The organism is Bacteroides sp. D2, from assembly GCF_025147085.1.
Classification (GTDB): Bacteria; Bacteroidota; Bacteroidia; order Bacteroidales; family Bacteroidaceae; genus Bacteroides.
In genome coordinates, this window is sequence record NZ_CP102261.1 from 5,350,459 (window position 1) to 5,366,031 (window position 15,573).

Here is a 15,573-nt window from a genome sequence, read left to right on the forward strand (position 1 = left end):
ACAAGGTATTATAGGCTTTGAGAATATCCGAAAGTCAGTAGTTATCACTTCTTTATAACTACTGACTTATCGGATATTTCAGTATCTATTTCACTCCAAAAGTTTTTCGTTCAACTAGCTGGATTTAATAAAAAAAGCAGTAGATTTGCAAGCAAACAAAACAAAATATGCCATGCGACACCTACTACTTATCATATTCATAATTATACCCTCACTATGTTTTACAATAAATGCGTCGCAACACCCCAGCGACAGCCTCATATATCTTCTGAAGTCAACAAATTCTTCTCCTCAAAAGATTCAGATATGCAGAAATCTGGCGGATATATATCTGGATGCTCCGGAAGCAAAGATGTATCTTCTACAGATGTATCATGAATCCTTAAAGATTAACGACAAAGAAAATGCCTTGAATGCTCTCAGTGATATTATCACGGAAGAATTAAATAGCTTGAACAAAGATTCTCTTTCTAAATATATTAATTGTATCAAGAAGATAGCCAGTCTGGAAGAATGCGAAAGCCTGTTGCCTTTAGATCACATGCGTATTTTTGAAGCACAATGTTATTCTGACCAGAAAGATGAAGCTATTAAAAAAGAATTAGACTTTATGGATTCTAAGGAAAGCACAAGCAATATTTATAAAGAAACTGCAACAACATATACTGTAGGAACAAGTTTTTACATAAATCAGAAACACAAAGAGGCTTCTTCTTATTTAGAGAAAAGCCTGAAATTGGCAGAATCACTTTCTGTCAATGTGAAGAGTAAGTATCAGAAAAGAATTATCTGGAAGCTAGGCATGGCATACTCTAAAAGTGGCAGGAGACAGGAAGCGATCCTGTTAATAAAAGAGCTGATTAATATGGTAGAACAGGAATACAAAAGAGATTATCAGAAACAACGTCCGTTTTATAATATAGACTCCTATCGGATTCAATATTATTCGTTTATGATAAGCAATCTGGACCTGCTGACACCGAAAGAAGAAAATGATTATTGGAAAAGGATCTTACTGATTGGTAAAAAACTGACTAATGACTTTGACAAATACAATTATTATCTTTGTGCCAATAATTATTATACGAACAGCCGGACCCAAAAAGACTTGTCAAAAGCTATTGCAGCGAACGATACTCTTATTAAAATCGCCAAGATTCTGGCTCCACAAAATCTACCGGGATTGTTGAATACGGTTTCTCTGCTTTATGAAAAACAAAAAGATTATCCGAATGCTCTGAAATATTATAAGAACTCGCATTATATACAAGATTCATTAAGCAGTAATGACGCACGTCAACAGTTGAATGAACTCCAGGTGAAATATGATGTAAACACACTGAACAACGAAAAGGCTGAACTGGAAATAAAAAACAAAAAGACACAGATTATATCTTTAAGTACTTTATTGATTATTGTGATCGGGGTTTGTAGTTATCTTTACTTCTCTCTGAAAAGAGAAAAGAGAATGAAAGCGGAGCTGAAAGTCCTGAACCGTAAAGCGCAGGAAAGCGAAAAGATGAAGCAGGCTTTTATCAACTCAATTTGCCACGAGATACGCACGCCGCTTAATTCGATTGTCGGGTTCTCTGATTTAATCATGAATGAGGACATTGACGAAGAGATGCGCCGGGAATTCCCCGCTGAAATTCAAAAAAGCACTCTGCTGCTTACAGGGCTTGTTAACAGTATGCTGGAAGTGGCGAATCTGGACGTTTCTGAAGATAAGCTGCCTTGCGGACCGACTGACATAAGAAATATCTGTATTCAGGAAATGGAAAAGATTTCCCCCAAACCGAGAATAAAATATCAATTGGATATTACAGAAGATACACTGTTTATTCCGACAAATGCCCAATATCTCACTATGGTGATTGAACATTTACTGAATAATGCCAATAAGTTTACAGAAGAAGGGTTTATTGCGTTAGGGTATAAGGTCAATCTTTCGAAGAACCAAATATGTATCAGTGTCACCGATAGCGGTTGCGGTATCCCGAAAGAAAAACAGGAAGAGGTATTCAACCGTTTTTCGAAACTTGATACTTTCGTTCCGGGCAATGGGTTGGGATTGTATCTCTGCCGTCTCATCGTGAAACGACTTGACGGAGAGATTAAAATTGATCCGGAATATACGGATGGTACAAGGGTGGTTGTCAATTTACCGATGAATGAATAGAACCATGAGTTATTTCCCGCTTATTTAAAGCGGGAGGTATCGACTTCTTCCCTCTTCTTCTCTTTGTATCCTCCGAATTTATAGTTAAACGAAATACCGAATGTACGGGTAGTGCGCATATAGTGGTTTTTCACATTCTGCAATCCGTAACGGACTTGTGTCGAAATGGTGGAGGTATTGAACAGGTCGTCACACTTCAGCGTCAATTGTGCTTTTCCTTTTGCAAAGGTGTAACGAAGCGCTGCATCCAGATTTCCCGAACGAGGAAGATCGAAAATTCCCTGTATAGCTCTATTTTGATAGAATCCGGTCAGGGTGAATTTTAAGTCGGGTTTGGTGGAAAGGGTAAATGTGTTGTCCATCGTCAAGACGAATGTATATAGTTTACGGTCAAACGGGATATCCCAGAAGTCACTATCTTTCTGGCGATAACGAAAACCGATGGCGGTGAAACGGGAGTCGAGCCATTTTTTCACCTTAAAGGGAACTGTCATTACCAATCCGGCTTGTGATGAAAAATCAAAGTTGAAGAATTTGTAAATCTCTACTAAGCGTTCCGGTGATTGGTAGAGGGTTTGCATTTGCTTGTTTTTGGTATAGCTATAAAAGGCGGAAAAAACATACTTGCCTTTTAGTATATAATTAAGGCTGGTTTCATAGTTCGTGGCAGGTTTGAGATAGGGATTTCCTTGAATTTCAGAGTATGCTCCCATGTAAGAGATTGCATTCTGTACGCTCCAGTATTCGGGATATTCCTTGTCACTACTCAATGAGAATTGCAGGACATGTCCGGCAGCGGGCATATAAGTTAGATTGGCTACCGGGTACAGGCTCCATTCATTCCAGATATTTGTATGATATTGCTCTGCTGCCAGAGAAACATCGGCCGAGAGTTTTTCACCGAAGCTTTTGCTTAGTCCGGCATACACATTCAGGGTTTGTTCGCGACGGCGGGAGTTCATGTTATTATCCGGTAACAGGTTATCTGTTTCCGGGTCATAATATCTTTGATAGCTATGGTCTAAAGCGGTCGTATAGGTTATACCATAATTCAATCCCCAGCCTTTACCTAAGGTATGTTCTTGCCCGGCATAAAAACGCCATTGATTGATTTGCTGTTTATCCCGGCTCAAGAAATTCATTGTCTCTGTTCCCATCGTGCTATATAATAATTGGCTGCCGGGAGAATGATAGGATGTAAATGCCACTCCGGCTTTCAGCCCGAAAGGGGTTTGATAATCTAACTTTGCATTATGGAGCTGGCTGTCTCCCTGCGAGTCGGTAACAGAATTTTGCGCACCGGTAGCTATGGAATAATGTTTGGAATCGGTAAAAGCTGTTGTATAGACCAGGCTTAACAGATGATCTTCTGCGAGGGAGTAATCCATTCCGAGGCGTATCTGATGACTATTGGTACGGGAAGTCATGATTTCATCCATATCCATCTGATGTACCGAACCATCGGCTAACGTGTGAAGTGCTTCTTTCTCCGTTATCCTTCGGTCGCGATCATAAGAGTAAGAGTAAAGAAGATCTGCAGAGAATTTACGTCCGGAGTACAGAAGACTTCCACGTTCTGCCAAAGATTCGTAGTGATGTTGGTTAAAAGCTGTATAGAGTTCTCCTTGAAGGGAAGATGCCTGTCCTGTGCCGGGTGCTAATATCAGGTTAATCATCGGTCCGCGTACCTGATAGCGTGCCGGAGCGGAATACATCACTTCCGCCTTTTCAATCCGGCTGGCAGGAATCGATTTTAATAAAGCATCCAATTGTTCGGCAGACAGAGTGGTCACTTTTCCGTTGATGACAACAGTTACCTCCTGTCCTCCCAACATCAGACTGTTATTCATATTTACTATGCCCGGAAGATTTTTGACAACATCATAGGCATTATCCACAGGCAAGTTGCCCACCAGTCTCGGTACGTCATACACGAGTTTGCCTTGTTCGGCTTTCACAATCGGGCGTTCACCAGTAATCATCACTTCGGGCAGTTCCTGAAACAAACTATCCATATAACCTATATTCTTGATACTGTCGACAGGTTCCTGCGACTGTTGTCCGACTTGTGCTGTAGCGGATATCCACACACAAAGAAGAGACATAAATAGTAAACTAATCCGTTTCATTTCGTCTTTTTTTTTGGAATACGACAAAATACGGTAGAAAAAATGGAAATTTGCGTTATCATTGGCTTATCTAGTGTTATTTAGTCTTATCAAAGAGAAGAATAAGAATAGTTTCCTATTATCTTTGCCTGTATGAAATTACCGCTAAAACATATCGTCATACTGGTTATCTGCTCGTTAATCGGAATCTTTGTTTATCAAGCTTATTGGTTGACAGGGCTTTACCGGTCGATGAAAATGGAAATGGAGAGTAATATCAGAGATGCGATGCGGACGAGTGACTTCAACGAGGTCGTGCTCCGTGTAAATGATTTGCAAAAAGATAATGTGGAACACGGTTCGCTGACAGTATCAGCCGGATATGATGCGGACGGCAATTCATTAGTGACTCAACAAACGATTTCTTATACGGATAGTAGCCGTCAGGATACGATACACTCCCGGACAGAAATAACCACGGATACGGTAAAAACCGTTGGTAATGCGGAAGATTCTACACCTGTTGCAAGTAGCGAGAATGGGCTGGATGTGTTATTGAAAAAGCAAGATTCGCTAAAGGAGCTGTTAATGAGTATTCAGCAGGGTATTCATTCGGGTGTGGATACTTATATAGATGTCAACCTGCAGCGATATGACAGTTTGCTCACCCATGTGATGAAAGAGCATAATCTCTCTATTCCTCATCACACTCTTTTGATTTATACCGGGATCAGTGCCGATTCTTCCATTGTATATACCGATACATTAGGTATTGCGGGAGATAGCAGTTATATCCCCAGTCCCAAGGCAATCCGCTATGACTATGAATTTAATATGCATCACAGCCAACGTTACCAACTGGTGTTCGAGCCAATCAATTCATTGGTATTAAAGCAGATGACAGGTATTCTGGTCACTTCATTTGTAATTCTTCTGATTCTCGGATTCTCTTTCTGGTTCCTTATCCGGACGCTCCTGAAACAGAAAACGCTGGATGAAATGAAAAGTGATTTTACCAATAATATCACGCACGAATTAAAGACTCCCATTGCCGTAGCCTATGCGGCTAATGACGCATTACTGAACTTTAACCAGGCGGAAGAGAAAAGCAAGCGCGACCAGTATCTACGCATCAGTCAGGAGCAGTTGCAAAGGCTTAGCGGGCTGGTGGAACAGATTTTATCCATGGGAATGGAGCGTCGCAAAACGTTTCGTTTGCATCCGGAGGAAATCAACCTGAAGGAGTTGATTACTCCGCTCATGGAGCAGCACCAGCTAAAAGCGGACAAGCCTGTACATATCGAATTGGATATTCAACCGGAAACGCTTGTCATTGTAGCCGACCGTACGCATTTCAGCAACATCATCAGTAACCTGATAGATAATGCAGTGAAATACTCGAAAGAGGAAGCCGAATTGTCTATTTCCTGCCGACAGACTGGGGGGACAGTAACCGTCAGCGTTACCGACCGGGGAATCGGGATTCCACTTGATAAACAAAAGCACATATTTGATAAATTCTACCGGGTTCCGACGGGTAATCTTCATAATATAAAAGGTTACGGACTAGGACTGTTCTATGTAAAGAGCATAGTCGAAAAACATGGAGGAACTATCACCGTAAAGAGTGAACCGGACAAAGGAAGCACTTTTACCATTACTTTATAAACCCATAAAATCATGAGTAAAAACAAAATTACCGTATTACTGGTAGAAGACGAACAGACACTCGCCATGATTATCAAGGATACACTTGAAGAAAATGATTTTATCATTCATACGGCGAATGACGGCGAGGAAGGGCTAAGCCTTTTCTTCGAACTTCATCCGGATGTACTTGTAGCCGATGTGATGATGCCGAAAATGGATGGCTTTGAAATGGTGCGTCGCATCCGCCAGACGGATAAACAGACTCCTGTCTTATTCCTGACTGCCCGTTCGGCCATCAATGATGTGGTGGAGGGCTTTGAACTCGGAGCAAATGATTATCTGAAAAAGCCTTTCGGTATACAAGAGCTGATTATCCGAATCAAAGCACTAATGGGAAAGGCTTTTCTCTTCACAGAGAATAAGGTTGCCAATCATTTTGAGATAGGAAGTTATCTGTTTGATCCTGTTGCACAAACTTTATTACACGCAGGAACGAGACAGGAACTCTCTCATCGTGAATCGGAAATCTTGAAACGGCTTTGCGAGAACCGGAATCAGGTGGTCAACACGCAGGATGTCTTGCTCGAACTTTGGGGAGACGACAGTTTTTTCAATTCCCGAAGCTTGCATGTGTTCATTACCAAATTGCGGCATAAGCTCTCGCAAGATGAACAGATACGTATTGTCAATGTACGGGGAATCGGCTATAAACTGATTGTCAACTAAACTCTTTAACACTGCAAAGTGCCATGAATAAAAGACAGTTCACAGGATTTATGTTTTTACTTTGTACCTGTACCGCATTTGCGCAACAGGTGGAAGTGAAAAAGGATAGCATCGGCCGTGCGGTTCTTCTGCCACCGGAGCAAAAGCAGCCATTAAATATGGATAAGGAGGGCTTCATCTTACCCGATATGAATATAACGCCGAACGACAGGAAGCCAACCATTCAAACGGATAGCATGACGCTTCATATATCTCCTCCCGAATTTATGGATACTCCCTGGCCTACTCCCAGACTGGGCACTTCTTTCGATCCTTTCAGCCGTGATTATAATCGGTCGGATATTTTCGGGATCAATGCTAACAGCTATTTAAGTACGTATAGTTTGCATAATACGTATCCTACCATGGGGACGCATATTCAGGTAGGTGCCATTTATACGTATGCCCCTAATGAACGATGGGAGCTTTCAGGTGGGCTGTTCAGTGCCAAGTATACAATGCCTTCTTTCCAACATGGTGCCAGAAATGATTTTGGTTTTAGCGGTTCGGCCGCTTACCGGATTAATAATTTTCTGCGTATACGGGCTTTCGGCGAATATTCTGTGAATGGCGAACGAAATGCTTCGCAGGGGTATCTCACTCCTATCTATCCGCAAAGCGGTTATGGCATGATTCTTGAAATCAAGTTCAACGATTATATCGAACTCCATGGAGGTATGGAACGTTCATACAACCCGATGAAAAGGAAATGGGAGACGGCTCCTGTCGTTTATCCGGTGATTAAATTGAAAAGATAAGTTTTTTTCTAAGAAAACATAACGGAAGCGGATAGTCAGGTGGAAATTATCTATCTTTGTGGTAAATCAACCTTTACGAAGATGAAAAAACTGATTCTATTTCTTTCGCTGATATTATCGGTCGGTTTTGCATCCGCACAGTCGGAAATTCCTTCCGATAGTATTCGTCGTGCTCCATCTACCAATATCAAAGAGTTTGGTGGTTTTCTGCTGGATATGGGGTTAATGAACGTAGCAACTCCCGAACTTCCCCAATTTAATTTAGATATGCCTAATATGACGAAAGATTATAATCAGCTCTTTCGTTTAAACACGGATATTACCTATTCTCAAGGATTCACCGACTCTTTTTCTTCGTCTTCTTACTCCGGGTTTTCTGGTTTTGGATACGGATATGGTTGGGGATTGTCTTCTTCTCCACAGTTTATGCAGATGGGATCTTTCAAGCTGAAAAACGGAATGAGAATCAATACTTACGGAGATTACAACAAGGATGGCTGGCGGGTGCCTAACCGCAGTGCTATGCCTTGGGAAAGGAATAATTTCCGGGGAGCGTTTGAACTGAAATCTGCTAATGGTAATTTCGGAATACGAATTGAGGTGCAGCAAGGAAGAAATACTCCTTATTAAATAATAATTAGGCACGGATTGCACGTATGTCACAGTCTTTAGGGTTATCATTGCTGAAAAATAACCGCGTTAATCCGTGTAATCCGTGCCTAAAAAATAGCAATTAATTAGTGGCAGGTAGTTATTAAAATCAGGAAAATCAGAAGGCTTTATCTGCCGCACTGATTGCATCGGCTATACGGTCACACCACGAATCAAATTCCGGATCGGGTGTTTGAGTTTCCGGATGAGAAAGCATATAATGTACAGCTTGCCGCAATCCGTCCGCCATGGAGATATGGCATATAAAATCCGGGACGAGCCGCTTTATCTTCGAATTATCGAAAACAACCGTAGCTGCTTTATCTCCTAAGAGTTCCCCCCTGAAATCATAATGATCGCTATGTTTGGCAAGGAAATCGGATGCCACGTGCAATGCGTTCAGAGGTTTGTCTAACGCATCGGCGATTGTCTGGTAAATCTGATTCCAAGTCATACTTTCATCGGTAGTGATATGAAAAGCGTTACCAATAGCATGTGGATTCGCCATCAGTCCGACATAGCCTTTGGCAAAATCTTTGGAGTGAGTCAGTGTCCACAAAGAGGAGCCATCACCGGGAATAATGACAGGTTTGCCGTCAAGAATCCGTTTGAGAATCTGCCAGTTTCCCTTATCTCCATGTACGGCTACGGGAGGTTTGGTTCCGTTATAGGTATGGCTGGGACGAACGATGGTCACCGGAAAACCACTTGTCCGGTAGGCTGACATCAATACCTCTTCCGCTTCTATCTTGTTTTTGGAATACTGCCAGTAGGGATTGACCAGAGGGGTGCTTTCGGTAATGCGATAATCGGTCAATGGCTTTTGATAGGCAGAGGCACTGCTGATAAAGATGTATTGCCGAGTTTTGTTCTGAAACAGGCGGATATCACGCTTTACGTCTTCTGCCGTATAACCGATGAATTGTGCAACCACATCGTAGTGTTCAAGTGCGATGGCTTTTGCCACAGCTTCTTCATCATTAATATCCGCAATGATACTGTGAATTCCTTCCGGCATTTTTTTTGAGCCGCGGTTAAGGAGAGTAATCTCCCACCCTCTCTGTTGCGCCAATGCAACTACATCTGTACTGATAGTACCCGTTCCTCCAATGAATAATGCTTTCATAAAACCTGTTTTTTATATTCTCCGGAGCAAATATATCAATTCCATGACTTACTTCCAGCAATCATTGCCATTTATTTTTCCGCCCGCAAGTTTATGTAGTATACAGATTACTGATTCTTGTACCCTTATTACTGATTTGAGGTATGAAATAAAAAAGATACCTCCAAATGTTTTATCTTTGTATCAGATTAATAACAAAGCATATGGATGAAATAACAAAAATTGAAACCGTCGATCAGTATGACCAGTTGTTTGGACTGGAGACATTGCACCCTTTAGTTAATGTAATCGACTTCTCAAAAGCTACCAAGTCGGTTGAGTATATCCGTATGAACATCGGATTCTATTGTCTGTTCCTGAAAGATGCCAAATGCGGGGATCTCACATACGGACGTAAGAATTACGATTATCAGGAAGGAACGGTTGTCTGTATGGCACCGGGACAAGTGAGCGGAATAGACAACCGTAACCGAACGGCTCCCCGTACCAAGTCGATTGGGGTTTTATTCCACCCCGATTTAATCCGTGGAACTTCATTAGGACAGAATATCAAAAACTATACTTTTTTCTCTTACGAGGTAAATGAGGCATTGCATCTTTCAGATCAGGAAAGAGAAATCGTAACCGATTGCATACATAAAATCCGGCTCGAACTGGAGCATACTATCGACAAGCATAGCAAGCAACTTATCGTACGGAATATCGAACTGCTATTGGATTACTGTATGCGTTTCTACGAACGGCAGTTCATTACACGCAATCAGGCGAATAAAGATATAGTCGTTAAATTCGAGCAATTACTGGACGAATATTTCCAAAATCAGGTGGCAATGACCGAAGGACTGCCATCCGTGAAATACTTTGCAGACAAGGCATGCCTCTCTCCTAATTATTTCGGGGACCTGATAAAGAAGGAAACCGGAAAAACTGCACAGGAATATATCCAGTGCCGGATTATCGAACTGGCCAAAGAAAGAATACTGGAAGGTGTTCAAACTGTCAGCCAGGTAGCTTATGAACTGGGATTTCAATATCCACAGCACTTCAGCCGGTTATTTAAAAAGCATGTCGGCTGCACCCCGAACGAATATAAACAAAAAAACTAGACGTATTTTAGATACAGGAGTCTCAACATCATGGGAGATAAAGTACTCAAAATAGGAACCGTGCATCAATGCAATTGTTGCCTGGGGAGTAAGACACTACACCCGCTGGTAAGTGTCATCGATCTCTCAAAGGCTGACTTGTCAGCTCATACGGGCATCAAGTTCGACTTTTATACGATTCTATTGAGTGAGTGTAAATGTGAAGCGTATATGTATGGTCACCAGTATTATGATTTTTCGGATGGTACTTTGCTCTTCCTTAGTCCCGGAGAGTCTATCAATATGAAGGAAAACAGTAAGAATTTTCCTTCCAAAGGATGGATATTGGCTTTTCATCCCGATCTGATTTGTGGCACTCCGCTCGGACTTAATATACATAACTATACTTTCTTCTCTTATCTGCCTGAAGAAGCATTACATATATCTTTGCGCGAGAAGCAAATCATTCTGGAGTTTATGGATAAAATAAACCAGGAACTCGAACGTTGCATTGACCGACATAGCAAGAAGATAGTTTCCAAGTATATAGAACTATTGCTGGATTACTGTATCCGTTTCTACGAACGCCAATTCATTACACGTAATGAAGCGAATAAAACGATTATCAAACAATTCGATAAAATCATAAATAACCATTTTGAAACGAAACAGGTATCGACTGTCGATATACTTTCACATAAGTATTGTGCGAACCGGCTTCATTTGTCTCCTGAATATTTCAACGACTTACTGAAGTATGAAACGGGGAAATCATTTAAAGAGTATATCGAGTTCAAACGCTTCGAGATTGCCAAAGATTGGTTGGTGAATACTGATAAAACAATCAATCAGATAACGCAAGAGCTGGGTTTTCAGAATCCACAGTATTTCAGCCGGTTATTTAAGAAAATCACAGGTTGTTCTCCGAATGATTTCAGGATACCTAATTGAAAGTATATGTCAAAGGGATTAGAGGAAGATAAAGCAATCAAAAAGTCTTAATAAAATTTGAATTGGAATATCAAATTCTTAATCTATGTTATGAAACATACTTTTTTTCTTGGAATATTTGCTAATTTCGCAATAGTCCGTATCTTTGCAATGTGTTTTTCATAGTATTAGATTTAAGGTTAACAAAGGTTGGAGCAAGGCGTTGCTCCTTTTTTTATGTCTATACGTAAGCTCTCCTCTTTTTCTTATTCATGATAGTATAGGAATTACGCTATTTTTCAATAACTTTGCAAAAAGAGAGATGTCAATTATGTCTCGATAAGACAGATCAAAAGGTTCTCTTTTTACGTTACATATAAAAAGATAATTTAATCCTTGTAGAATAATGGAAACAATGCAACCATATTATCGTCTGATGAAATCAATCCTCTTTGTATTATTTCTTTCTTTTGGCATGATTTCATGTGAGAAAGAGGATCCTGTTGCTACCTCTCCAACTACAAGGCAAACGGATGACTCAACTACTGATCCGACAGATCCCGATCCGACTGATCCTGTTGTTCGTTCGAATAATGAACAGACGGTGTTCATGTATCTACCCTGGTCGAACAATCTCACTTCTTTTTTCTATCAGAACATTGCCGATTTGAAAAGTATCATCGGAAACAATATATTGAAGAATGAACGGGTGATCGTATTTATATGTACATCGGCCACCAAAGCCACTCTCTCCGAACTTGTCTATGAGAATGGCAAAGGTGTACAGAAGACTTTAAAAAACTACGATTATCCGGATCCTACCTATACAACTGCAGAGGGCATCACTTCTATTTTGAACGATGTACAAACCTATGCTCCCGCCAAACGATATGCAATGATTATCGGATGCCACGGAATGGGATGGATACCTGTATCGAGAGCAGTTTCACGCAGCAGCTTGCAGATTAGTAAAAAGCACTGGGAGTATGAACATGCACCGATGACACGTTTTTTTGGAGGAACACAAACGAAATATCAAACTGATATTACTACGCTTGCCGGAGGTATTTCGAACGCGGGCCTAAAGATGGAATATATACTTTTCGATGACTGCTATATGTCTACGGTAGAGGTTGCCTATGACCTTAAAAACGTAACAAGCCACTTGATAGCTTCTACAAGTGAAATAATGGCCTATGGGATGCCATACGACAAGATAGGCCAGTACTTAATCGGAAATATAGATTACGAAAAGGTCTGTGACGGTTTCTATTCTTTTTATTCAAATTATGTGACTCCCTGCGGAACAATCGGTGTTACTGATTGCTCGGAATTGGACAACCTGGCGGCTATTATGAAAGAAATAAATCAGCGTTATACGTTTAACGAAGAATTAACGGGCGAATTACAAAGATTAGACGGATATACGCCTACCATATTCTTTGATTACGGTGATTACGTTTCCAAACTATGTTCCGATCCGGATCTATTAGAACAATTCAACGAGCAGCTGAAACGCACTGTACCCTTTAAAAGGAATACCAAACAGTATTTTACAGCAATCTCTTCCTCCTACTATGGAGAAAGAATTGATATCAATACTTTCTCCGGAATCACGATTTCCGACCCAAGCACTAATCCGGGTGCTTCAAAAAAGAACGAAACAGCGTGGTATATCGCCACTCATTAAATCTACTCTAAGAAGTATACGGTGGTAGAGAGTTAATTCTCTGCATGTGGTCTGTCAAATCTCTTAATAAAAATTGAATCGAGAAAACCAATTCTTAATCAATGTTATAAAACATACTTTTTTTCTTGGATTATTTGCAAAGTTACCAGAAGTGCGTATCTTTGCACTGTGTTTTTCATAGTATTAGATTTAAGGTTAACAAAGGTTGGAGCAAGGCGTTGCTCCTTTTTTTATGTCCATACGCTAGATACTCCTTTAACATGGCATGACATTATCCCTTAATCACCGCCATTGGAGCCAGCTCCACCAACGGTTTCACCAAGTCCCGCTCATTCGCTATCACTTGTGCAATATCTTTATAAGCTCCCGGTGCTTCATCCAGTTCGTTCTGCGAACGAAGTCCGTGAATGATACCTTGCTGATCCATTCTCTCTTTCTCTTCATCCAGTGACAAACGGCGACAGGCATCCTTTCTTCCCATTAATCGACCTGCACCATGCGAACAGCTTTTGAAACTCTCCGGGTTACCCAGTCCCTCAACAATATAGGATTTAGTACCCATAGATCCGGGGATAATACCAATCTCACCCTCATAGGCACGCGTAGCACCTTTTCGGTGTACAATCACATCCTGATCGAAGTGATTCTCCCAAGCGGCATAGTTATGGGCAATATTAATCATAGGCTCAAAGTCCGTTTCAGGTTTCACCGCCTGAATAGATTCACAGATACGGTTCATCATCAACTGACGGTTGGCAAAGGCAAAAGCCACACAATAATTCATTTCACGGAAATAATCCTTTGCCATCTGTGTCTCCATTGGCAGGTAAGCCAGTCCCGGTACCATTGCAGAATACCATTTCTCATTCCAATACTGTGCAATCTTATTATAGTGATTGGCAACCTTCAAACCAATGTTACGGCTTCCGGAGTGAATCATCACCCAAACGTCAGATGTCTCTGTATCTTTCTGAATCTCTATAAAGTGATTTCCTCCTCCCAAGGTTCCTATCTGCTTCAAACAAGCCTCGTACTGATTCTTCAAAACAGGCATCTCTTCAAAGTCGAATCCTTGCGGAAGCAATTCCTGATCCTGCTTTTTATTCTGATGATCGAATCCCAAAGGAACAACTGCACGAATCTTCGACATAATGGAAGTCAAATCCGTATAACTAAAATCTTCCGCTTTTAGATTTGTCTTAATCGCACACATACCACAACCGATATCCACTCCCACAGCATTGGGAACAATCACGCCATTGGTAGCCAACACACCGCCAATAGGCATTCCTTTTCCTGCATGCGCATCAGGCATGATGGCAATATGTTTAAATGCAAAAGGCAGTGAAGTCAAATCCATGATCTGCGACATACAAGAGTCCTCTACTTCATCCAACCAAAGTTTAGCGGGTAAACGTGTTCCCATAATTACTTTTTCCATACATTTTTTCTTTTATCAATTCATATAAATCTCGTTATCGGGAGCAAAGTAAGAAGGGAAGTACGAAATCTATTTGCGTAGTTGATATTATTTTTTATTTTTGTAGAAATAATCTATAACATCTATATATAGAACCTAATGAAGAAGATATTAATTATCGGTGCCAACGGATTCACCGGACGCCAGATTTTAAACGATTTGTCTGCTTGTAAACAATACAAGGTGACGGGCTGCTCCCTGCATCCGGATATTCTTCCCAATAACGCGGAGGATTATCGTTTCATCGAAACAGATATCCGGAATGAAGCGGACGTTAAGCATCTCTTCGAAGAGGTTCAACCCGATGTAGTCATTAATTGCTCCGCCCTGTCCGTGCCGGACTATTGCGAAACGCATCACGAAGAAGCCTATCTTACCAATGTTACCGCAGTGGGCCAACTAGCCGATTTATGCGAAGAATACAAAAGCCGGTTCATTCATTTATCCACGGACTTTGTTTTTGATGGAAAGATAAACGAAGCTGCCGGGCTGTTATATACAGAAGAAGATCTCCCCGCTCCGGTCAACTACTACGGATATACCAAATGGAAAGGAGAAGAGAGAGTGGCAGAAACTTGCAGCAGTTATGCCATTGTCCGTGTAGAAATCGTTTATGGCAAGGCACTGCCGGGACAACACGGTAATATTGTGCAGCTGGTAATGAACCGTTTGAAAGCCGGACAAGAAATACGTGTCGTATCCGATCAATGGCGGACACCAACCTATGTTGGAGATGTTTCGGATGGAGTACAACGTTTAATAGAACATACGACGAATGGCATCTTCCACATCTGTGGCGACGAATGTATAACCATTGCAGAGATTGCCTATCAGGTAGCAGATTGTATGAAACTCGACCGTTCTCTTATCCATCCTGCCACCACAGAAGAAATGAATGAAAGCACTCCCCGTCCCCGCTTCAGTGGGATGAGTATTGATAAAGCCCGGACAATGCTCGGATACAGGCCCCAAAAGTTAAAAGAGATTCTTGCGAACTGGAATAATTTATAAGGGAAAGAGCACATAACCAACTTTTTACAACCATCTATCTCGTTCCGGATATTCCTTTCTCTTCATTTATTGCATATTTATTTTGAAAATATGCAATAAATAACTATCTTTGCACCAAATTCAAAAAAGACCAATGATGA

At 41.0% G+C, this 15,573-nt stretch carries 12 protein-coding genes; 9 read left to right on the forward strand and 3 right to left on the reverse strand.

Features of this window, described 5'->3' with window-relative positions; genetic code table 11:
- The first annotated feature begins 172 nt into the window (after positions 1-172).
- Entirely contained in the window at positions 173-2,179 is a 2,007-nt protein-coding gene (locus NQ505_RS20055) for a tetratricopeptide repeat-containing sensor histidine kinase (protein WP_032853413.1), read from the forward strand.
- Positions 2,180-2,199: 20 nt separating this feature from the next.
- Here the strand turns inward: NQ505_RS20055 and NQ505_RS20060 are convergent, their stop codons facing one another.
- Positions 2,200-4,308, reverse strand: a complete 2,109-nt coding sequence (locus NQ505_RS20060) for an outer membrane beta-barrel family protein (RefSeq protein WP_008998420.1) — start codon at positions 4,306-4,308, stop codon at positions 2,200-2,202.
- A gap of 132 nt (positions 4,309-4,440) precedes the next feature.
- Here NQ505_RS20060 and NQ505_RS20065 point away from each other — a divergent pair, with 132 nt between their 5' ends.
- The 4 genes from NQ505_RS20065 to NQ505_RS20080 all read left to right on the forward strand — a co-directional run bounded on the left by NQ505_RS20065 (position 4,441) and on the right by NQ505_RS20080 (position 8,090).
- Positions 4,441-5,955: a sensor histidine kinase gene (locus tag NQ505_RS20065; RefSeq protein ID WP_008998421.1), complete on the forward strand. Its 1,515-nt coding sequence runs from the start codon at positions 4,441-4,443 to the stop codon at positions 5,953-5,955.
- 12 nt (positions 5,956-5,967) lie between these two features.
- A complete protein-coding gene (locus NQ505_RS20070; RefSeq protein WP_004295780.1) occupies positions 5,968-6,663 on the forward strand; it encodes a response regulator transcription factor in 696 nt (231 codons plus the stop codon).
- A 23-nt stretch (positions 6,664-6,686) separates the two neighbouring features.
- The gene (locus tag NQ505_RS20075; protein WP_008998422.1) at positions 6,687-7,460 is read left to right on the forward strand and encodes a hypothetical protein; all 774 of its coding nucleotides are present in this window, start codon (positions 6,687-6,689) and stop codon (positions 7,458-7,460) included.
- Positions 7,461-7,541: 81 nt separating this feature from the next.
- A complete protein-coding gene (locus NQ505_RS20080) occupies positions 7,542-8,090 on the forward strand; it encodes a hypothetical protein (protein WP_008998423.1) in 549 nt (182 codons plus the stop codon).
- A gap of 139 nt (positions 8,091-8,229) precedes the next feature.
- Here NQ505_RS20080 and NQ505_RS20085 read toward each other — a convergent pair whose 3' ends face one another.
- Positions 8,230-9,237 carry an SDR family oxidoreductase gene (locus NQ505_RS20085; protein ID WP_008998424.1) on the reverse strand — a complete coding sequence of 336 codons (1,008 nt, stop codon included), beginning with the start codon at positions 9,235-9,237 and terminating at the stop codon, positions 8,230-8,232.
- 203 nt (positions 9,238-9,440) lie between these two features.
- Here NQ505_RS20085 and NQ505_RS20090 point away from each other — a divergent pair, with 203 nt between their 5' ends.
- From NQ505_RS20090 to NQ505_RS20100, 3 genes are all read left to right on the forward strand, one after another.
- On the forward strand, positions 9,441-10,343 hold the full coding sequence (locus tag NQ505_RS20090; protein WP_004295775.1) for a helix-turn-helix domain-containing protein: 903 nt from the start codon (positions 9,441-9,443) through the stop codon (positions 10,341-10,343).
- A 30-nt stretch (positions 10,344-10,373) separates the two neighbouring features.
- The gene (locus NQ505_RS20095) at positions 10,374-11,273 is read left to right on the forward strand and encodes a helix-turn-helix domain-containing protein (protein WP_008998425.1); all 900 of its coding nucleotides are present in this window, start codon (positions 10,374-10,376) and stop codon (positions 11,271-11,273) included.
- Between the two features lie 385 nt (positions 11,274-11,658).
- On the forward strand, positions 11,659-12,942 hold the full coding sequence (locus NQ505_RS20100) for a clostripain-related cysteine peptidase (protein WP_032853373.1): 1,284 nt from the start codon (positions 11,659-11,661) through the stop codon (positions 12,940-12,942).
- Positions 12,943-13,213: 271 nt separating this feature from the next.
- On the opposite strand, the gene NQ505_RS20105 is transcribed toward NQ505_RS20100, so the two are convergent.
- The gene (locus NQ505_RS20105) at positions 13,214-14,383 is read right to left on the reverse strand and encodes an RtcB family protein (protein ID WP_008998427.1); all 1,170 of its coding nucleotides are present in this window, start codon (positions 14,381-14,383) and stop codon (positions 13,214-13,216) included.
- Positions 14,384-14,521: 138 nt separating this feature from the next.
- On the opposite strand from NQ505_RS20105, the gene NQ505_RS20110 reads away from it, so the two are divergent.
- Complete coding sequence (locus tag NQ505_RS20110) at positions 14,522-15,433, forward strand: SDR family oxidoreductase (protein WP_008998428.1); 912 nt, start codon at positions 14,522-14,524, stop codon at positions 15,431-15,433.
- Positions 15,434-15,573 lie beyond the last annotated feature (140 nt).